The organism is Agromyces zhanjiangensis (genome assembly GCF_040496055.1).
Classification (GTDB): domain Bacteria; phylum Actinomycetota; class Actinomycetes; order Actinomycetales; family Microbacteriaceae; genus Agromyces; species Agromyces zhanjiangensis.
The window spans coordinates 522,835-542,481 of sequence record NZ_JBEPKB010000002.1 but is presented as its reverse complement, the minus strand read 5'-3'; the positions used below and the strand labels follow the sequence as shown (position 1 = coordinate 542,481).

General features: G+C 72.9%; 19 protein-coding genes, 1 tRNA gene and 1 riboswitch. Of the genes, 16 read left to right on the top strand and 4 right to left on the bottom strand.

What is annotated here, in order from left to right:
• The first annotated feature begins 39 nt into the window (after window positions 1-39).
• The 16 genes from mnmA (at window position 40) to ABME02_RS05655 (ending at window position 17,213) form a co-directional block, all read left to right on the top strand.
• Window positions 40-1,179, top strand: coding sequence for a tRNA 2-thiouridine(34) synthase MnmA (gene mnmA / locus ABME02_RS05730; protein ID WP_154347609.1), 1,140 nt, complete (start codon window positions 40-42; stop codon window positions 1,177-1,179).
• Between the two features lie 88 nt (window positions 1,180-1,267).
• Window positions 1,268-1,981: a hypothetical protein gene (locus ABME02_RS05725; RefSeq protein WP_353814295.1), complete on the top strand. Its 714-nt coding sequence runs from the start codon at window positions 1,268-1,270 to the stop codon at window positions 1,979-1,981.
• A gap of 227 nt (window positions 1,982-2,208) precedes the next feature.
• Complete coding sequence (locus ABME02_RS05720) at window positions 2,209-3,000, top strand: hypothetical protein (RefSeq protein WP_353814294.1); 792 nt, start codon at window positions 2,209-2,211, stop codon at window positions 2,998-3,000.
• 142 nt (window positions 3,001-3,142) lie between these two features.
• On the top strand, window positions 3,143-5,476 hold the full coding sequence (ligA, locus tag ABME02_RS05715; protein ID WP_324613574.1) for an NAD-dependent DNA ligase LigA: 2,334 nt from the start codon (window positions 3,143-3,145) through the stop codon (window positions 5,474-5,476).
• Window positions 5,477-5,489: 13 nt separating this feature from the next.
• The gene (locus ABME02_RS05710) at window positions 5,490-7,262 is read left to right on the top strand and encodes an alkaline phosphatase family protein (protein ID WP_353814293.1); all 1,773 of its coding nucleotides are present in this window, start codon (window positions 5,490-5,492) and stop codon (window positions 7,260-7,262) included.
• A 36-nt stretch (window positions 7,263-7,298) separates the two neighbouring features.
• The gene (gene gatC, locus ABME02_RS05705) at window positions 7,299-7,598 is read left to right on the top strand and encodes an Asp-tRNA(Asn)/Glu-tRNA(Gln) amidotransferase subunit GatC (RefSeq protein WP_154347605.1); all 300 of its coding nucleotides are present in this window, start codon (window positions 7,299-7,301) and stop codon (window positions 7,596-7,598) included.
• A complete protein-coding gene (gatA, locus tag ABME02_RS05700; RefSeq protein ID WP_353814292.1) occupies window positions 7,595-9,124 on the top strand; it encodes an Asp-tRNA(Asn)/Glu-tRNA(Gln) amidotransferase subunit GatA in 1,530 nt (509 codons plus the stop codon). Before gatC ends, gatA begins: the two co-directional genes overlap by 4 nt.
• A complete protein-coding gene (gene gatB / locus ABME02_RS05695; RefSeq protein ID WP_154347604.1) occupies window positions 9,124-10,641 on the top strand; it encodes an Asp-tRNA(Asn)/Glu-tRNA(Gln) amidotransferase subunit GatB in 1,518 nt (505 codons plus the stop codon). The genes gatA and gatB overlap by 1 nt, the downstream gene beginning before the upstream one ends.
• 119 nt (window positions 10,642-10,760) lie before the next feature.
• A complete protein-coding gene (locus ABME02_RS05690; protein WP_353814291.1) occupies window positions 10,761-11,426 on the top strand; it encodes a hypothetical protein in 666 nt (221 codons plus the stop codon).
• A 32-nt stretch (window positions 11,427-11,458) separates the two neighbouring features.
• Window positions 11,459-12,742: a DNA polymerase IV gene (locus ABME02_RS05685; RefSeq protein ID WP_353814290.1), complete on the top strand. Its 1,284-nt coding sequence runs from the start codon at window positions 11,459-11,461 to the stop codon at window positions 12,740-12,742.
• 94 nt (window positions 12,743-12,836) lie between these two features.
• Complete coding sequence (locus ABME02_RS05680; protein ID WP_353814289.1) at window positions 12,837-13,169, top strand: hypothetical protein; 333 nt, start codon at window positions 12,837-12,839, stop codon at window positions 13,167-13,169.
• Window positions 13,170-13,248: 79 nt separating this feature from the next.
• A riboswitch (TPP riboswitch) is annotated at window positions 13,249-13,359 on the top strand.
• Between the two features lie 37 nt (window positions 13,360-13,396).
• Window positions 13,397-14,050, top strand: coding sequence for an ECF transporter S component (locus ABME02_RS05675; protein ID WP_353814288.1), 654 nt, complete (start codon window positions 13,397-13,399; stop codon window positions 14,048-14,050).
• A gap of 3 nt (window positions 14,051-14,053) precedes the next feature.
• The gene (locus ABME02_RS05670) at window positions 14,054-15,565 is read left to right on the top strand and encodes an ABC transporter ATP-binding protein (RefSeq protein ID WP_353814287.1); all 1,512 of its coding nucleotides are present in this window, start codon (window positions 14,054-14,056) and stop codon (window positions 15,563-15,565) included.
• Window positions 15,562-16,359, top strand: coding sequence for an energy-coupling factor transporter transmembrane component T family protein (locus ABME02_RS05665; protein WP_353814286.1), 798 nt, complete (start codon window positions 15,562-15,564; stop codon window positions 16,357-16,359). The genes ABME02_RS05670 and ABME02_RS05665 overlap by 4 nt, the downstream gene beginning before the upstream one ends.
• Entirely contained in the window at window positions 16,356-16,919 is a 564-nt protein-coding gene (locus ABME02_RS05660) for an AAA family ATPase (protein ID WP_353814285.1), read from the top strand. The genes ABME02_RS05665 and ABME02_RS05660 overlap by 4 nt, the downstream gene beginning before the upstream one ends.
• Window positions 16,920-16,967: 48 nt before the next feature.
• Complete coding sequence (locus ABME02_RS05655; protein WP_353814284.1) at window positions 16,968-17,213, top strand: hypothetical protein; 246 nt, start codon at window positions 16,968-16,970, stop codon at window positions 17,211-17,213.
• Between the two features lies 1 nt (window position 17,214).
• On the opposite strand, the gene ABME02_RS05650 is transcribed toward ABME02_RS05655, so the two are convergent.
• From ABME02_RS05650 to orn, 4 genes are all read right to left on the bottom strand, one after another.
• The gene (locus ABME02_RS05650; protein ID WP_353814283.1) at window positions 17,215-18,465 is read right to left on the bottom strand and encodes a D-alanyl-D-alanine carboxypeptidase family protein; all 1,251 of its coding nucleotides are present in this window, start codon (window positions 18,463-18,465) and stop codon (window positions 17,215-17,217) included.
• A 25-nt stretch (window positions 18,466-18,490) separates the two neighbouring features.
• A complete protein-coding gene (locus tag ABME02_RS05645) occupies window positions 18,491-18,838 on the bottom strand; it encodes a metallopeptidase family protein (protein ID WP_353814282.1) in 348 nt (115 codons plus the stop codon).
• 25 nt (window positions 18,839-18,863) lie between these two features.
• Window positions 18,864-18,939: transfer RNA gene (locus tag ABME02_RS05640), tRNA-His, on the bottom strand.
• Window positions 18,940-18,979: 40 nt separating this feature from the next.
• The gene (gene orn, locus ABME02_RS05635; protein WP_353814281.1) at window positions 18,980-19,621 is read right to left on the bottom strand and encodes an oligoribonuclease; all 642 of its coding nucleotides are present in this window, start codon (window positions 19,619-19,621) and stop codon (window positions 18,980-18,982) included.
• Window positions 19,622-19,647: the final 26 nt, after the last annotated feature.

The window sequence follows — 19,647 nt, the reverse complement described above, 5'->3', positions numbered from 1 at the left end:
GCGGCGTCCGTTCAGGAGGGGGTTCGTAGACTGGGACGCATGCGAGTCCTGGCAGCGATGAGCGGCGGCGTCGACAGCGCCGTCGCCGCGGCGCGCGCCGTGGAGGCGGGGCACGATGTCGTCGGCGTGCACCTCGCGCTCAGCCGCATGCCCGGCACGCTGCGCACGGGCAGCCGCGGCTGCTGCACGATCGAGGACTCGATGGACGCCCAGCGCGCCGCGAACGTGCTCGGCATCCCCTACTACGTGTGGGACTTCTCCGAGCGCTTCAAGGCCGACGTCGTCGACGACTTCATCGCCGAGTACGCCGCCGGACGCACCCCGAACCCGTGCATGCGCTGCAACGAGCGCATCAAGTTCGCCGCACTGCTCGAGAAGGCGCTCGCACTCGGCTTCGACGCCGTCGCCACCGGGCACTACGCGAAGATCACGACGGATGCCGCGGGCCGGCGCGAGCTCCATCGCGCGAGCGCGGAGGCGAAGGACCAGAGCTACGTGCTCGGCGTGCTCACGGCCGAGCAGCTGGCGCACGCGTACTTCCCGCTCGGCGACACGCCGTCGAAGCAGCTCGTGCGCGAGGAGGCCGCGCGCCGCGGCCTGTCGGTCGCGCAGAAGCCCGACTCGTACGACATCTGCTTCATCTCCGATGGCGACACCAGGGGTTGGCTCGCCGAGAAGGTCGGCACCGCGCCCGGCGACATCGTCGACCGGACCGGCGCCGTCGTCGGCGCGCACGAGGGCGCGCACGCGTACACGGTCGGCCAGCGACGCGGGCTCCGGCTCGGCACGCCCGCGGCCGACGGGAAGCCGCGGTTCGTGCTCGAGGTGCGCCCCAAGGAGCGCACGGTGGTCGTGGGCCCGAAGGAGGCGCTCGCGGTCGCCGGGATCGCCGGTGCGCGGTTCTCGTGGGCGGGCGCCGACCCCGTGGCATCCGGCCTGGTCGCCGCCGAGGGCGACGCCTTCGACTGCGAGGTGCAGATCCGGGCGCACGCCGACCCGGTGCCCGCGGTCGCGAGGGTGGCGACGGATGCCGCCGGCTCCGCCGAGTTCGTGATCACGCCCGAGACGCCGCTCGATGGCGTCGCTCCGGGGCAGACGGCGGTCGTGTACGTGGGTACGCGGGTGCTCGGGCAGTGCACGATCGATCGCACGGTGAGCGCGGTCCCCGTCGACGCCTGATCGAATCTGTACCCCATTCGGGGGGCGGATCGCGTAGGGTCGGCTCGGTGGCGTCGCATCCCCCGGCGACGTGCCGTGAGGAGTCGACATGACCTATTCGCCGTATCCCGCCGTCCCGGCGAACGACGTCGCAGACCCGTTCCGCAACCTCGACCCGCCGCCCGCCACGCGGGCGACGGAGGTCATCGACTCCGGCCCCGACGGGTTCGACGGCCTCGTCGACCCGCCGCCCGTCGGCCGCGAGGAGGTCGCCGAGCGCCAGGCCGAGGTGTTCGGCGGGCCGAAGGTCGGCGCGGGCTTCTTCGGCATGCTGGTGGCCGCCGCGACGGGTTCCGGGCTGGTCGCGATGCTGGTGCTGGCGGACGCGCTGCTCGGCGTCGGAGCGTTCCCCGATCCGTGGGCGACGGGCGGGATCGGCCCGCTCGAGTCGACCACGGTCGGCTGGGTCGTCGTCGGCGTCCTGCTCGCCATCGTGCTCGCCGCCGCGTACTGCGGCGGCTACGTGGCGGGGCGGATGGCGCGCTTCAGCGGCGTCGCGCAGGGCCTCGCCGTGTGGGTGTGGGGGATCGTGATCGCCATCGCCGCGGCCATCGGCGCCGTGCTGCTCGACGACCGGTACGACCTCCTCGCGCGTGCCACGGCGGCGCTCCCGAGCCTCGCCGTGCCGCCGGACGCCCTGCTGGTCGCGGGCGTCGTCGCCGCGACCTCCCTCGCCGCGATCACGCTCGGCGGCGCCGTGCTGGGCGGGATCGTCGGAGTGAGGTTCCATCGGCGCGTCGACCGCGTCGGGCTCGACGGCTGAGGGGGCGTGCCTCCTCCCTCGACCGGGCGACACGCGCGGCGGCATCCGCCGTCACGCGGGGCATCCCGGTCGACGCCTGAACGCTCGCTGGGCGTTCGCTGCACGCGGCGAGTGCGGAATCGGGGCGTTTGTCAAGGCCTGCGCACGTCCCGCGGGTCCCGCGTAGGGTCGCAGGCGCGCCGAAGGGGCATCCTCCTTCGGCGACGACCACGAGAGGGGACCACATCATGAGCACCTCGACCGACCGCCCGGGACACGATCCGAACCGCGATCCGCGCACGGGAACGGCGCCCGCCGACCGGCCCGTCGACGCCGACGGCGACGGCGTCCGCGACGATCGGGCCGACGGCCGCACCGCGGCCTACGATCGCAAGCTCGACGAGCGGGCCGCGGAGTCCGACCGCGCCGACGCGGCCGACCGGCACGCGGTGCGCGACGACCGTCTCGTCGCCGACCCAGCGGTGCGGGCCGCGGTCATCGACCGCGAGCGCGAGCGGTTCGGCGGCATCAAGTTCGGCGCCGCGTTCTTCGGCTGGCTCACCGCGCTCGGGCTGGGCGCACTGCTCACCGCACTCCTCGCGGGCACCGGAGCCGCGCTCGGACTCGGCAACGTCGAGGCCGCCGTCGACGAGGCGGTCGCGGAGGACCCGCAGACGATCGGCGTGATCGGGGCCATCGCCCTGCTCGTGGTCCTGTTCGTCGCCTACTTCGCCGGCGGCTACGTGGCCGGGCGGATGGCGCGCTTCAACGGGCTGAAGCAGGGCATCGCGGTCTGGTTGTGGGCGATCGTCATGGCGGTCGTCGGCGCGGCGATCGCGGCGCTCGCCGGCACGCGCTACGACGTGTTCGCCACGCTCAACACCTTCCCCCGCATCCCCGTCAACGAGGGCGAGCTGACGGTGGCGGGCATCGTCACCCTGCTGCTCCTCGTCGTCATCACCCTCGGCGGCGCGATCCTCGGCGGCAAGGCGGGCACCCGCTACCACCGCAAGGTCGACGCGGCCGGGTTCGGCATGTAGTCGACGAGGCGTCGACGACGCTCGGGGCGCGCGGGGGATCCGCGCGCCCCGATCCGCGTTCCGGGGCGATGGGCACGGCACCGGCCGTCGCGCGCCGCGCCGACCTCCCGGCGAGGTCGGCGGTGGCTTCTAGGATGACTGCGTGAGCGACATCCCCACCGAGTTCGACGACGCCCGCATCGAGTCCGAGGCGCTCCGCGAGCGCATCGAGCGGTACCGGACGACGTACTACTCCGAGGGCGTGAGCCTCGTCAGCGACGCGGAGTACGACGCCGACTTCCATCGCCTCGAGGCCCTCGAGCGCGCGTTCCCCGAACTGGCCGGGCAGGACAGCCCGACGCAGCAGGTCGGCGCGGCGCTCGTCTCCGTCGGCTTCCCGTCGCACGAGCACGCCGAGCGCATGCTGAGCCTCGACAACGTGTTCAGCCTCGACGAGTTCGCCGACTGGGCGACGAAGGCGCAGGCCGCCGCCGGGCGCCCGGTCCGCTGGCTCTCCGAGCTCAAGATCGACGGGCTCGCGATCAGCCTCGCCTATCGCGACGGCGTGCTCGAGACCGCGACCACGCGCGGCGACGGTCGCGTCGGCGAGGACATCACCGAGAACGTCGAGTTCATCCCCGCGATCCCGCGTCGGCTCGAGGGCGAGGGATTCCCGTCGTTCTTCGAGGTGCGGGGCGAGGTCTTCCTCCGCTCCGAGGACTTCGACGCGCTCAACGAGCGCCAGCACGCACTCCAGGCCGAGTTCGCCGCCGAGCAGCGCGCCAAGGGGCGGGCGGAGGAGGCGATCCCGACCCGCTTCCCCGAGTTCGCGAACGCCCGCAACACCGCCGCGGGCAGCCTTCGGCAGCGGCGCGAGAACAAGGGCCCGCTGCAGCTCGAGCTCATGCGCGACCGGCTCGGACGCCTCGCCCTCTACCTGCACGGCATCGGCGCGTGGGAGCGACCGCCCGTGTCGAGCCAGTCCGAGATCTACGGCCTGCTGTCCGGGTGGGGGCTCCCCGTCTCGCCGCACTCGCGCGTGTTCGACACGATCGACGAGGTCTCCGCCTTCATCTCCGACCGCGGCGAGCACCGCCACGACGTCGAGCACGAGATCGACGGCATCGTCGTGAAGATCGACGAGCTCGCACTGCACGACGAGCTCGGCGCGACGAGCCGGGCCCCGCGATGGGCCATCGCCTACAAGTACCCGCCCGAGGAGGTGCACACGAAGCTGCTCGACATCCGCGTCGGCGTCGGTCGCACGGGTCGGGCCACACCGTACGCGGTCATGGCGCCCGTGAAGGTGCAGGGCAGCACGGTCGAGCAGGCCACGCTCCACAACCAGGAGGTCGTGAAGGCCAAGGGCGTCCTGATCGGCGACACCGTCGTGCTGCGCAAGGCGGGCGACGTGATCCCCGAGATCCTCGGAGCGGTCGAGGAGCTGCGCGACGGCACCGAGCGCGAATGGCGGATGCCGGAGCTCTGTCCCGAGTGCGGCACGCCGCTGCGCCCGGCGAAGGAGGGCGACATCGACCTCCGCTGCCCGAACGCGCGCAGCTGCCCGGCGCAGGTCCGCGGCCGGGTCGAGCACATCGGCTCCCGCGGCGCGCTCGACATCGAGGCGCTCGGCGAGGTCACCGCCGCCGCCCTCACCCAGCCGTTCGTCCCGTCCACGCCGCCGCTCGTCACCGAGGCGGGGCTCTTCGACCTCACGGTCGACGAGCTCGTCCCGATCGAGGTCGTCGTCCGCGATGCCGAGACCGGCGAGCCGAGGACCGACCCGGTCACCGGCGAGGAGGTCCGGCGCGCACCCTTCCAGAAGGTTCGCATCACGTATCCTCCGGGCACCGAGCAGATGTCGGCCGCCGAGCGGCGGGCCGCCGGGATCCGGAAGGACCATCGCGAGCTGCGGCCGTCGGAGGCGGCCACGAAGCTCCTCTCCGAGCTCGAGAAGGCGAAGACGAAGCCGCTCTGGCGGATCCTCGTCTCGCTCAACATCCGGCACGTCGGGCCGGTCGCGGCGCGGGCGCTGGCCGACCACTTCGGCTCGCTCGATGCGATCCGCGCCGCGAACCGCGAGGAGCTCGCCGAGGTCGAGGGCGTCGGCGGGATCATCGCCGATTCGCTGGTCGAGTGGTTCGGCGTGGACTGGCACCGCGACATCGTCGAGCGGTGGGCCGCGGCCGGGGTGCAGTTCACGACGCCCGGCCACCCGGGCCCGGGGCGGGCCGCCGAGGCGGGCGGCGTGCTCGCCGGCCTCACCGTCGTCGCGACGGGCAGCCTCGAGGGCTTCACGCGCGACGGCGCGCAGGAGGCGATCATCGCGGCCGGCGGCAAGGCGGCATCGAGCGTGTCGAAGAAGACCGACTTCGTCGCGGCCGGCCCGGGTGCCGGCTCGAAGCTCGCGAAGGCCGAGGAACTGGGCGTGCGGGTGATCGACGCGGCGCAGTTCGCGATCCTGGTGACCGAGGGGCCCGACGCGCTCGTCGGGTGAGAGGGGGCTGGAGATGCAGGCTGAGGAGCACGACGAGTCGCCCGAGGCCGCGCGCCCCGAGCCCTCCCCGGGCACCACGCGTCGCGAGTTCCTCCGGTACGGCGGGGTGGCCGGGGCGAGCGCGATCGTCGCCGGCGGGGGAGCGGCCGCGATCGCCGCCGCAGCGGGGCACTCCGCGGGGGTCGAGGAGGGTGCGGCCGGGATCGCCCCGCTGCCGCCTCCTCCGCCGACCCGGTCGAAGCCCGGATTCGACCACCTCGTCGTCGTGATGGGCGAGAACCGCTCGTTCGACAACCTCCTCGGCTGGCTCTACGATCGCGGCGACCTCCCCGACGGCATGCGCTTCGACGGCCTCGCGTTCGGCGACTACGCGAACGCGACGGCCGACGGCGAGCGGATCGCCGCGCACGTGTACGACGGCCAGACCGACGCGATCATGCGCCGCCCCGACCCCGACCCGGGCGAGGAGTACCCGCACGTCAACACGCAGCTCTTCGGCACGATCCGGCCCGCCTCGAACGCGACCGCCGAGATCGACGACATGGGCGCCCCCTTCAACGCGCCGGATGCCGGCGCCGCGCCGAGCATGGACGGCTTCCTGCTGGACTACGCGAACCACGTGGAGCATCGGCGCGGCGACGGCGCGCGCGACATCGGCCAGATCATGGGCTCGTTCTCCCCCGAGATGCTGCCGGTGCTCTCGATGCTCGCGAAGGGCTTCGCCGTCTACGACGCTTGGCACTGCGCGGTGCCGTCGCAGACGTTCTGCAATCGATCGTTCTTCCACGCCTCGACCTCGCACGGGTTCGTCACCAACCGCGGCGACGGCGGCTACCGCAAGTGGCTCGACGCCGACGCGAGCCCGACGATCTTCAACCGGCTCGAGGACGCGGGCCTCGACTGGCGGATCTACTTCGACGACCTGCAGTTGGTGTCGATGACGGGCATCATCCACGCCCCGGCGCTCGAGAAGTACTGGCGCAGCGCCCACTTCGCGCCGATGTCGCAGTTCTGGGGCGACGTGGCCGACGGCACGCTCGCGCCGTACAGCTTCGTCGAACCGCGGATGATCTTCGATCACAACGACTTCCATCCGCCGGTGGGTCGCCTCCGCGAATCCGACGTCGACGGCGACGAGGTCACGGACGGCGCCGTCTCGGACGTCCGTGCGGGCGAGGCGCTCATCCACGCGATCTACTCCGCGATCCGGGCGAGCGCGTCCGACTCCGGCTCCAATGCGATGAACACGATGCTCCTCGTGACGTTCGACGAGCACGGCGGTACGTACGACCACGTTCCGCCTCCGGCGGCGACGCCCCCGAACGCGAGCGATGACGCGGGGGAGATGGGCTTCACGTTCGACCGGCTCGGATGCCGTGTGCCGGCGATCGCGATCTCCGCGTACACCGCCGCGGGCACCGTCATCAACGACCCGATGCACCACGGCTCGGTCGTCGCCACGCTGTGCGCGGCCCACGGCCTCGACCCGCTCACCGACCGGGACGACGGCGCACCGACGATCCGCAACGCCGTCACGCTCGACGCGCCGAGGCATCCGCTCACCTGGCCGGCGACCACGCCGCAGTACACGCCGCCCAACCCGGAGGCGCAGCCGTTGCACCCCGGAGATGCGCACCGCACCGCACCGCTCAGCCCGCCCGCGAAGGGCCTGCTCGGCCTCCTCATCGCCAAGTACGGCGACGGCGAATCCGAACCGGCGACGTACGGCGAGGCGTACGGGCTGCTCCAGAAGTACGGCGTCGGACTGTTCGGCGCGCCTCGATAGAATCGCTGCATCCCCATTCCCGGACGACGGAGCAGCATGTCTGAAATCAGCGCCGAGCAGGTCGCGCATCTCGCGAACCTCGCACGCATCGCGCTCACCGAGGAAGAGATCGAGCACCTCACGACGGAGCTCGGCCAGATCATGCAGGCGGTCGAGAAGGTGAGCGAGGTGGCCACGCCCGACGTCGTGCCCACGAGCCACCCGATCCCCCTGCACAATCCGCTTCGGGAGGACGTGCCGACCGACGTGCTGAGCGTCGAGCAGGCGCTCTCGGGGGCGCCCGAGCACGACGGTACGCGCTTCGTGGTCTCGGCGATCCTGGGGGAAGAGCAGTGAGCGACCTGATCCGGCTGAACGCCGCCGACCTCGCCGCGAAGCTCGCCTCCGGCGAGGTCTCGTCCGTCGAGGCGACCAAGGCCCATCTCGACCGCATCGCGGCCGTCGACGGCGCGGTGCACGCGTTCCTGCACGTCAACGCCGAGGCCCTCGAGACCGCCGCCGACGTCGACCGCCGTCGCGCGGCCGGCGAGGAGCTCGGCCCGCTCGCCGGTGTGCCGATCGCCGTCAAGGACGTGCTGGTCACCAAGGGCATGCCGTCGACGTCGGGCTCGCGCATCCTCGAGGGCTGGATCCCGCCCTACGACGCGACGCCGGTGCGCAAGGTCCGCGAGGCCGGCATGGTGCCGCTCGGAAAGACCAACATGGACGAGTTCGCCATGGGCTCGTCGACCGAGCACTCCGCGTACGGCCCCACCCACAACCCCTGGGACCTCGATCGCATCCCCGGCGGTTCCGGCGGCGGCTCGGCCGCGGCGGTCGCGGCCTTCGAGGCGCCGCTCGCGCTCGGCAGCGACACGGGCGGCTCGATCCGCCAGCCCGCGCACGTGACGGGCACCGTCGGCACGAAGCCCACGTACGGCGGCGTCAGCCGCTGCGGCTCGATCGCCCTCGCGTCCTCGCTCGACCAGGTCGGCCCGGTGAGCCGCACCGTGCTCGACGCGGCGCTCCTGCACGACGTCATCGCCGGGCACGACCCGCACGACCAGACCTCGATCCCCGACGCGTGGCCGTCGATGGCCGATGCGGTTCGCCGGGCGGATGTCTCGGGCCTGCGCATCGGCGTCGTGAAGGAGCTCGACTCCGACGGCTTCCAGGCCGGTGTCCGCCAGCGCTTCCACGAGTCGCTCGAGCTGCTCGCCGCCAACGGCGCGGAGATCGTCGAGGTGAGCGCGCCGAACTTCGAGTACGCGATCGCCGCGTACTACCTGATCCTGCCCGCCGAGGCGTCCTCCAACCTCGCGAAGTTCGACTCGGTGCGCTTCGGCCTCCGCGTCGTCCCCGAGGGCGGCGGCACGGTCGAGGAGGTCATGGCGGCCACTCGCGAGGCGGGCTTCGGCCCCGAGGTCAAGCGCCGCATCATCCTCGGCACCTACGCCCTGTCGGCCGGCTACTACGACGCCTACTACGGCAGCGCCCAGAAGGTCCGCACGCTCGTGCAGCAGGACTTCGACGCCGCCTTCGCGCAGGTCGACGTGCTCGCCACGCCCACGGCGCCGACCACAGCCTTCAAGCTCGGCGAGAAGCTCGACGACCCGCTGTCGATGTACCTCAACGACGTCGCCACGATCCCCGCGAACCTCGCCGGCGTGCCCGGCATCTCGGTGCCCACCGGCCTCGCGCCGGAGGACGGCCTGCCGGTCGGCATCCAGTTCCTGGCGCCGGCCCGCGAGGACGCCCGCCTCTACAACGTCGGCGGCGCCCTCGAGGCCATCCTCGTCGACCGCTGGGGCGGCCCGCTGCTCTCGCAGGCGCCCGACCTGTCCACCCACGAACTCATGGCGACCGAGGAGGGCGTGGTCTGATGGCGCGCGCGGCACTGATGGACTTCGACGAGGCACTCGAACGCTTCGAGCCGGTGATCGGCCTCGAGGTGCACGTCGAACTCAACACCAGGACGAAGATGTTCTCGTCGGCGCCGAACCCGGCCAACGACGAGTTCCACGGCGCCGAGCCGAACACGCTCGTCGCGCCGGTCGACATGGGCCTGCCGGGCTCGCTCCCGGCCGTGAACGCCACGGCGGTGCGGTACTCGATCTCGCTCGGGCTCGCGCTGGGCTGCGGGATCGCGCCGTCGAGCCGGTTCGCACGGAAGAACTACTTCTACCCCGACCTCGGCAAGAACTACCAGATCTCCCAGTACGACGAGCCGATCGCCTTCGAGGGCTCGGTCGAGGTCGAGCTCGAGAACGGTCGCACGTTCGAGGTCGCGATCGAGCGCGCGCACATGGAGGAGGACGCCGGCAAGCTCACCCACGTCGGCTCGACGGGTCGCATCCATGGCGCCGAGTACTCGCTCGTCGACTACAACCGCGCGGGCGTCCCGCTCGTCGAGATCGTGACGAAGCCGATCGTGGGGGCGGGGGCGGATGCTCCGGCGCTCGCCCGCGCGTACGTCGCGACGATCCGCGACATCGTGCTCTCGCTCGGCATCTCGGAGGCGCGCATGGAGCGCGGCAACCTCCGGTGCGACGCGAACGTCTCCCTCCGCCCGAAGGGCCAGGAGAAGTTCGGCACGCGCACCGAGACGAAGAACGTCAACTCGATGCGCTCGGTCGAGCGCGCGGTCCGCTACGAGATCCAGCGCCAGGCGGCGATCCTCGCCGACGGCGGCACGATCACGCAGGAGACGCGCCACTGGCACGAGGACACCGGGACCACGAGCCCGGGTCGCCCGAAGTCCGACGCCGACGACTACCGGTACTTCCCCGAGCCCGACCTGCTGCCGGTCGAGCCCGACCCGGCCGTCATCGAGGAGCTGCGCGCCGCGCTGCCCGAGCCTCCGGCGGCTCGCCGTCGTCGGCTGAAGGCCGAGTGGGGCTTCACCGACCTCGAGTTCCAGGACGTCGCGAACGGCGGGCTCCTGAACGAGGTCGCCGCGACCGTCGATGCCGGCGCGAGCCCGGCCGCCGCGCGCAAGTGGTGGACCGGCGAGCTCACCCGCATCGCGAACGCGCAGGGTGCGGACCCCGCGGGCCTCGCCGAGCCGGCGCACGTCGCCGAGCTCGCGGCGCTCGTCGACGAGGGCATCCTCACCGACCGCCTCGCCCGCCAGGTGCTCGAGGGCGTCGTCGCCGGTGAGGGTTCCCCGCGCGAGATCGTCGACGCCCGCGGGCTCGCGGTCGTCTCCGACGACGGCGCGCTCATCTCCGCGATCGACGAGGCGCTCGCCGCGCAGCCCGACGTGCTCGCGAAGATCCGCGACGGCAAGGTCCAGGCCGCGGGCGCCGTCATCGGCGCGGTCATGAAGGCCATGCAGGGCAAGGCCGACGCGGCGCGCGTGCGCGAGCTCGTGCTCGAGCGGGCGGCCGCCGACAGCTAGGTCGACCGATCGAGGGATGCCGCGGCGCGCGTGATCGCGCCGCGGCATCCGTCGTCTCCCAGCACGTTCATGGCGGGCGCCAGTAGCCTGATCCATCCCGAACCACTTGCGAGGACATCATGGGATTCCTGGACCGACTCTTCGGCACCGACGACCGCACCGCACGACCCGCTCCGCCCGTGCCCCAGGCGCGCCGCCTCAGCGAGGACGAGCTCGCGATCGAGCGATACCGCTACCTCCTGCGCACGGCGCCGCCGGAGTCGATCGAGGCGGTGCACGCCGAGGCGTTCGCGAAGCTCACGCCCGAGCAGCGGCAGCAGGTCTTCCGATCGCTGGCCGACCAGGGGCCCGAGGGCGAGCGACTGGCCTCCGACGACCCGAGTGCGCTCGCGCGCGCCGCGACGCGGCAGGAATTGCGGCAGCCGGGCTCGATGGAGCGGGCGTTCGCGGGCGCCCCCGGGACGACCGGCGCTGCGCAGGGCGCTGCCGGCCGCGGTGCGGGGCCGTCGTTCGGCTCGATGGTGGGCGGCTCGATGCTCGGCACGATCGCGGGCGTCGTGGTCGGCTCGGCCATCGCGCAGGCGATCCTGCCCGACCCGTCGGCCTTCGACGCGGCGGGGGCGGCCGACGCCGGCGTCGACGGCGGCACGGACGCCGGCGCGGATGCGGGGTCGGTCGACGCCGCCGGTGCCGGCGATGCGGGCGGCGACTGGGGCGGGTTCGGCGACTTCGGCGGTGGCGGCGGAGACTTCGGCGGTGGGGACTTCGGCGACTTCGGGTTCTGACCGGTGTCGGCGGCGAGCGCTAGGGTCGCGGCGTGAGCAAGCAGGACGGCTCGTCCAGGCAGGTGACGACCGGGCCGGTCGACGACTCCGCGACGCCGGTCCTGCACGTCGACATGGATGCGTTCTTCGTGTCCGTCGAGCTGCTGCGCAGGCCCGAGCTGCGCGGTAGGCCCGTGCTCGTGGGCGGCACGGCCGGCCGCGGGGTCGTCGCAGCGGCGAGCTACGAGGCCCGGCGCTTCGGCGTGAACTCGGCGATGCCGATGTCGGTCGCGCTGCAGCGGTGCCCCAACGCGATCGTGCTCCGCGGCGACCACCGGCGCTACTCCGAGTACTCAGAACGCGTGATGACGATCTTCCGCGAGCTCACGCCCCTCGTCGAGCCGCTGTCGATCGACGAGGCGTTCCTCGACGTGTCGGGGGCGCGTCGACTGCACGGCAGCCCTGCCGAGATCGCCTGGACGATCCGCCGACGCGTGCACGACGAGACCGGCCTCACCTGCTCGGTCGGCGTCGCCGCGAGCAAGTACGTCGCGAAGGTCGCCTCATCGCGGGCCAAGCCCGACGGCATGCTCGTCGTGCCCGCCGCCGAGACGACCGCGTTCCTGCACCCGCTCCCCGTCTCGGCGCTGTGGGGCGTCGGTCGCGTGACCGAGGAGTCGCTCCTGAAGCTCGGCCTCCGCACGGTCGGCGACGTGGCCGAGATGCCCGAGGCGGCGCTCGCCCGCGCCGTCGGCCCGGCGCTCGCGGCCCGCCTGATCCGGCTTGCCGACGGCATCGACCCGCGCGACGTCGAGACGCGGCGGGTCGAGAAGAGCATCGGGCACGAGACGACGTTCCACCACGACCTGGTCGCGCACGACGAGATCGCACGTGAGCTGCTGCGGCTGGCGACCGACGTGGGCGTCCGCCTGCGTCGCGCCGGCATGCTCGCCCGCACCGTGACACTGAAGCTCAGGTACGGCGACTTCACGACGGTGACGCGGTCGCGCACGCTCGCCGAGCCCACCGACGTCGCGAGGCGCATCTACGAGGAGGCCCTCGTGCCGCTCGGCGAACTGGTCGGCGACGGTCGTCGCATCCGGCTCATCGGCGTTCGCGCCGAGCAGCTCCGGCACGCCGGCGACGGCGCGCCGCTCTGGGACCCCGACGAGGGGTGGCGCGACGCCGAGCGGACGATCGACGAGGTCGTGCGGCGGTTCGGGCGCGGAGCCGTGCGACCCGCGGCGCTCGTCCGACCGGCGGTCGAATCCGCGGCGCCGACCGTGCGCGACGGTGCGGAGGAGCCGCCGCCGCCCGGGCCGCGTTCGTTCTGGTGATCCGCGTTCGCGGCTCTGATGTCCGTGCGGCGCACGAGCCGCGGCATCCGTCAACACCCTTCCGACGGCACTGCGGCGCCGGTAGCGTGGCCGCATGGCTGATTTCGTGCTCGAGCTCGCAGACAAGGTCGCCGGCGTCGGCGTCCGCACCTCCTACGCCGACAAGGTCGAGATCGGCGGTGCCGAGGTCGTGCCGGTCGCGCTCGGCGCCTACGGCTTCGGCGGCGGCTCCGGCACCGACGACGAGCAGAACCAGGGCTCCGGCGGCGGTGGCGGCGGCTGGTCCGTCCCGCTCGGCGCCTACGTGGGCCGCGGCGGCGACGTCCGGTTCGAGCCGAACGTCCTGGGCCTGCTCATCGTCTCGATCCCGCTCGTCGTGGTGACCGGCAAGGCGCTGCGCCTGGTGATCCGCGCGCTGAAGAAGTAGCCCGCGCGCCGCGCCGTCGCCGGCCCGGCCGGTCCCCGCGTCACGCGCGCAACCCGGCCTCCGCGGCGCGCGTATACTCGTGGTCGAACACGGGAGTCCGGTGAGCCGGGCTGAGAGGAAGGTTCTCCAACCTTCGACCGTCGAACCTGATCTGGGTCATGCCAGCGCAGGGAGGGCATCCAATCTCATTTCCCGTGCCGCTTTCCACGAGACGAAAGGGCACGACAGTGCACGAGACATCCACCGACCAGACCCCCACGGCCGGCACGAACGACGCGCGCGAAGGCGGCGCTCCGCGCAGCACCCGCTGGCGGGTCGTCGACATCGTCGTGGCGAGCGTGATCGGCGTCGCGACCGGGCTGGTCTTCCTCTTCTGGAACAACGTCGGCTACGCGTGGTTCAGCGCGGCCGACGCGCTCACGCCCGGGCTCGGCGGCATCGCCGTCGGCATCTGGCTGATCGGCGGCGTGCTCGGCGGACTCATCATCCGCAAGCCCGGTGCGGCGCTCTACGTCGAACTGCTCGCGGCGATCGTCTCGGCGCTCGTCGGCAACCAGTGGGGCATCGAGACGATCTACTCCGGACTCGCCCAGGGGCTCGGTGCCGAGCTCGTCTTCCTCGCGACCGGCTACCGCCGGTTCGGCGTCGTCACCGCGATGCTCGCGGGTGCGGCGGCGGGCGCTGCCGCGTGGGTCCTCGAGCTGTTCCTCTCCGGCAACCTGCAGAAGTCGGCCGAGTTCCTCGCCCTGTACTTCGGCACCGTCGTGGTCTCGGGGGCGGTCCTGGCCGGCCTCCTCGGCTGGATCGTGGTGCGGGCGCTCGCAGCGACCGGCGCCCTCAGCCGGTTCGGCGCCGGACGGGACGTCGCCGGGCGGGTCTGACCCGTGGACCGCACACCGGGAGCCGCCGGTCCCGCCCGCGTGGATGCCGCGGGGTGGGGCTGGCGGCACGCCGGCCGCCGTCGTGCGGCGCTCCAGGGCATCGACCTCCGGATCCACCCGGGGGAGCGGGTGCTGCTGCTCGGCCCGTCCGGATCGGGGAAGTCGACACTGCTGCACGCGCTCGCGGGCGTGCTCGGCGGCGACGACGAGGGCGAGCACCACGGCCGGCTGCTCGTCGACGGCCGTTCGCCCGCCGAGGCGCGCGGTCGCGCCGGCCTCGTGCTGCAGGATCCGGACTCCCAGGTGGTCCTCGCGCGCGTCGGCGACGACGTGGCGTTCGGCTGCGAGAACCTGGGCATCCCGCGCGAGGAGATCTGGGAGCGCGTGCGCGAGGCGATCGATGCCGTCGGCCTCGACCTCCCGCTCTCCCACCCGACGTCGCGTCTCTCCGGCGGCCAGAAGCAGCGGATGGCGCTGGCCGGCGCGCTCGCGATGCGTCCGGGCCTGCTGCTGCTCGACGAGCCCACCGCGAACCTCGATCCCGCCGGCGTCGCCGAGGTGCGCGACGCGGTCGCGCGCGTGCTCGATCGCACGGGTGCCACGCTCGTCGTCGTCGAGCATCGGGTGGAAGTCTGGCTCGACCTCGTCGACCGGGTCGTCGTGCTCGGCTCCGACGGTCGGCTGCTGGCCGACGGCCCGCCATCGGTCGTGCTCGACGAGCGGCGCGAGGCGCTCGCCGCCGCCGGCGTGTGGGTGCCCGGCGTGCCGCTCGAGGTGCCCGATGCGACGGATGCCGCGGCGCCGCTGATACGGCCGGCGCTCTCGACCGAGTCGCTCGCGATCGGGCGGCCGCGCGGCGCGGTGCTGCACGAACGGCTCGGACTCGTGGTGCCCGAGGCGTCGTCGACCGTGCTCACGGGCCCGAACGGCGCGGGCAAGTCGACCCTCGCGCTGACGCTCGGCGGCCTGCTCGCGCCGCGCGCCGGTCGCGTCATCGCGGCGCCCGCCCTGACCCGGGGGATCGGCGACGCACCGCTCCGGTGGCGTTCGCGTGAACTGCTGACGCGGATCGGCACGGTGTTCCAGGAACCCGAGCACCAGTTCGTCGCGACGACCGTCCGAGACGAGGTCGCCGTCGCCCCGCGGGCGCTCGGGCTCGCACAGGCCGACGTCGACGTCCGCGTGGACGAGGTGCTCCAGCGACTCCGGCTCGACCACCTCGCGGCCGCCAACCCCTTCACGCTGTCGGGCGGTGAGGCGCGCCGACTCACCGTCGGTGCGGTGCTCGCGACCCGCCCGGGTGCCGTCATCCTCGACGAGCCGACCTTCGGCCAGGACCGGCTCGGCTGGGTCGAACTGGTCCGGCTGCTGCACGAGCTCGTCGGGGAGGGCACGACGCTGCTCTCGGTGACCCACGATGCGGCGTACATCGCGTCGCTCGGTGCCCACCGCATCCGGCTCGACACCAGCGCGGGGGCGGGCGCCCGCGCCGCGACCCGAGGTGGCCCCGCATGAGCGCGCTCGACGTCGCCGAGCCGGCCACCGGTCCGACGCTCCGATTCGTCGACCGGGTGAACCCGGCCACGCGACTCGCCGCCGCGATGGTGCTGACGACGCCGTTGCTCGTCACGGTGGACTGGGTGAGCGCCGCGATCGCGCTCGCGATACAGCTCGTGCTCTTCGCCCTCGCAGGCGTGACGCCGGCGCTGCTCGTGCGACGCACGTGGCCGATCCTCATCGCCGCGCCGCTCGCCGGCATCAGCATGCTGCTCTACGGCCGCCCGTCGGGCACCGTCCACTGGGAGTTCTGGCTGGCGAAGGTCACCGACGGGTCGATCCAGCTCGCGATCGCCGTCACCCTCCGCGTGCTCGCGATCGGCCTGCCGGCGGCACTGCTGTTCCTCCGCGTCGACCCGACCGATCTCGCCGACGGGCTCGCCCAGGTGTGGCGCCTGCCCGCGCGGTTCGTGCTCGGAGCGCTCGCGGCGACGCGGCTCGTCGGCCTCTTCGTCGAGGACTGGCGCTCCATGGCCCTCGCCCGACGCGCCCGCGGCATCGGCGACCACGGCGCGGTGCGCCGGGCGGCGACCATGGCGTTCGCGCTGCTCGTGCTCGCGATCAGGCGCGGCTCGAAGCTCGCGACCGCGATGGAGGCCCGAGGGTTCGGAGCCGACACGCCGCGCACGTGGGCGCGTCCGTCCAGCGTCGGCGCGCCCGACGCCCTGCTCGTCGTGATCGCGGCCGCGGTCGCGGCGGCGGCGATCGCCGGGGCGGTCTGGGCGGGGACCTACCACCCGGTGTGGGCGTGAACGTCCAGGGGGCGCTCACGCTGCGACCGGCGCTCGACGCCGTCCTCCGGGCGACGAGGGGGCGCCGCCATCCATTGGTCCTCGTCGACGGGCCGAGCGGAGCCGGCAAGAGCACGTTCGCGGCCGCGCTGGTCGAGGCGTGGCCGGGACGCCCCGCCCGCCTCGTCCGCGTCGACCAGGCGATCCCGGGGTGGCCGGGACTCCGTCGCGGCGCCGATGCCCTCCGCCCTCGGCTGGTGCGCCCGCACGACGCGGGGCTCGTCGGTGCGCTCGATCGATGGGATTGGCACGCGGACCGGCGCGGGGCCGTCGAACGCGTCCCGCCCGGTCGGCCGCTCGTGCTCGAGGGATGCGGGGCGTTCCTCGCCGGCGCGGAGGCGACCGACGCCGTTCGCGTCTGGCTCGACGCCCCGTACGAGACGCGCCGCGACCGCGCGCTCGAGCGTGACGCGGGCGCGTTCGACGAGTTCTGGGCGGCGTGGGAGTCCGACTGGCGGCGCTACCGCCGCTCGTCCGGAGCCGGGCGGCGGCCGGCCATCCGCGTGCGACTCGGAGCTTGATCAGCGCGGATGCTGTGCCACGAACCCGGCCGGGACTACGCTCGGCACATGGGTGATGCGACGTATGTGGCGGAGTTCATCGACGGTCCGCTCGAGGGCGACTTCGAGCAGCGGGCCCTCGTCCGCGGCGAGCCGGAGAAGCGGGTCGGCATGGTCGCCGCCGTCGATGGGCTCGAGTCCCTGTTCTGGTACGACGCCGTCGAGCAGCGGGACGTGGGCGGGCAGTTGCGCGTCCGGTTCCGCTTCGACGCCGCGGACTCCGACCCGGTCGAGTCCGACGAGGAGAACGACTGACTCAGGCGTTCCCGTCGAGGAACGCCCCGATGAGTTCGCCCGGGTGGGTGAGTCGCCAGATCGGACCGGGATCGGTGATCGCCCGGTCGAGTTCGAGCGCCGAACTCACCTCCCGTTCGCCGATCGCGACCGTCACCGTGCCCACCTGTCGTCCCACCGGTGAAGTCGTGAAGGGCTCCACGTCGACGCTCGCGTCCTCCGCGACCGCGCCGAACGCGGCATCCGTGCGCCCCGCCGTGGCCACCAGCTGCGCCCGGGCGCCCCACGCGGAGGCGACCTCGCCGTAGCTCGCGCCGGCGGTGATGACCTCGATCGGCTCGGATGCCGCCTGCATGCCCTCGACGGCGGCGAGCACCGCCGAGTCGAGCGTGTCGTAGTCGTCCACGCCGGTCATCGCCCCGACCATCGTCCGCCGCTCGTCTCCCGAGCGCAGTTCGGCGGTCCACACGAACGTGATAGCGGCCTGGTCGGTGAAGCTGCGGCTGATCGCGCGGATGCCCTCGTCGTCGAGGTGGGCGATCGCGTCGGGGATCCGCCGGTCGTCGCTCGGCGTCGGCGCACCCGTGTCGCCCTCCAGCATCGCGGCGAGCGTCGGTTCCGCGAGTGCGAGTCCCGCGAGACGGGTGAGCTCCGTCGCGGTGCCGACGTTGTCGCCCGAGAGTCCGGTGGCGTCCGCGACCGACGTCGAGGTCAATCCCTGCTCGTCGAGCCATTCGTTGGCCGTCGTCACGTAGGCGTCGATGCTGCCGAAGGCCCACCGGGCGAGGGTGTCCGCGTGGTTGTTGCTCGAGGCAAGGAGGACGGCGCGGACGACGTCGCGCTCGGTCCAGGAGTCGCCGGGCGAGACCTGCACGGTCCGCGACCCCTCGGCGGAGTACCTGAGGTAGTCGGTGTAGTCCTCGGGCCCGATCCGGATGTCCGGGCCGTCGTCGTCGGCCGTGAGGGGGAGGGTGTCGAGCACCACCAGCGCGGTGACGAGCTTCGCGGCACCGCCGATGGGGGCGGCCTCGTCGTCGGCGGAGGCCGCGACGAGCGCGGCCTCGCCGTCGTCCTCGATGAAGGCGACGGCCGAGGCGTCCTCGGCGGGGAGGGCGACCGAGGTCGTCGCCGGCGCGGCCGCCTGCGCCGTGTCGACGCGGACCTGGACGTCGGGGAGCGGACCGAGCAGCATCGCCGGGCCGTAGACGCCGATGCCGAGGATCGCGAGCGCGCCGACGGCGATGCCGGCGACGCGTCCGGGGGAGGGACTCATGCGAATCAGGCTAGCGCGGCTTCGCTCACGCCCAGCCGAGCTCGTGCAGCCGGTCGTCGTCGATGCCGTAGAAATGCGCGATCTCGTGAACGAGCGTGACGTGGATCTCGTCGCGCAGCTCGTCCTCGGTCTCGGCGATCGCGAGGAGCGGCTCGCGGTAGAGCACGATCCGGTCGGGCATCTCGCCGAAGCCGTACCGGTCGCGCTCGGTCAGCGAGACTCCCTCGTACAGCCCGAGGAGGTCGAGCGAGCCGTCGTCAGGGCGGTCCTCCACGACGAACACGACGTTCTCGAGGCCCTCGACCATGTCGTCGGGCAACTCGTCGAGTTCGTCGACCACGAGCCGTTCGAAGCCCTCGGCGTCGAGTTCCACGACAGGCTCCGATCTGGAGGCGAATTGGGGTGAGTAACGGGGCTTGAACCCGCGACCTCCTGGACCACAACCAGGCGCTCTACCGACTGAGCTATACCCACCATGCGCCGCCCCGTTCGCACGAGCGGCAACCCTACGAGATTACACCACGTTCGGAGTGCTCGTTGACACGGCGGCGCGCTCGGCGGCCACCTCGGCGGCGATGCCCTGCAGTTCCTGGCTGGTCGGCCCGGGGTCGGCGACGAACACCGCGCGCCGGTAGTACTGCAGCTCGCGGATCGACTCGAGGATGTCGGCGAGCGCCCGATGCCCGCCGTCCTTCGCGGGCGCGTTGAAGTACGCCCGCGGGAACCAGCGCTTCGCGAGCTCCTTGATCGAGGAGACGTCGACGTTGCGGTAGTGCAGGTGCGCATCGAGTCGGGGCATGAAACGGCTGATGAAGGCGCGGTCGGTGCCGATCGAGTTGCCGGCCAGCGGCGCCCGCTGCTCCTCGGGGACGTGCTTCAGGACGTACTCGAGCACCTGGTACTCGGCGTCGGCCACGGAGACGCCGTTCGGGATCTCCTCGATGAGCCCGGACTGCGTGTGCATGGCGCGGACGAAGTCGCCCATCGACTCGAGCGCGCTCGCATCGGGCTTGATGACGATGTCGAGGCCCTCGTCGACCGGTCGGAGGTCGTAGTCGGTGATCACGACCGCGATCTCGACCAGTTCGTCGACCTCGAGGTCGAGCCCGGTCATCTCGCAGTCGATCCAGACCAGTCGGTCGCTCGAGGATGCCATGCGGCGAGTCTAGCCGCGCGGGCCGA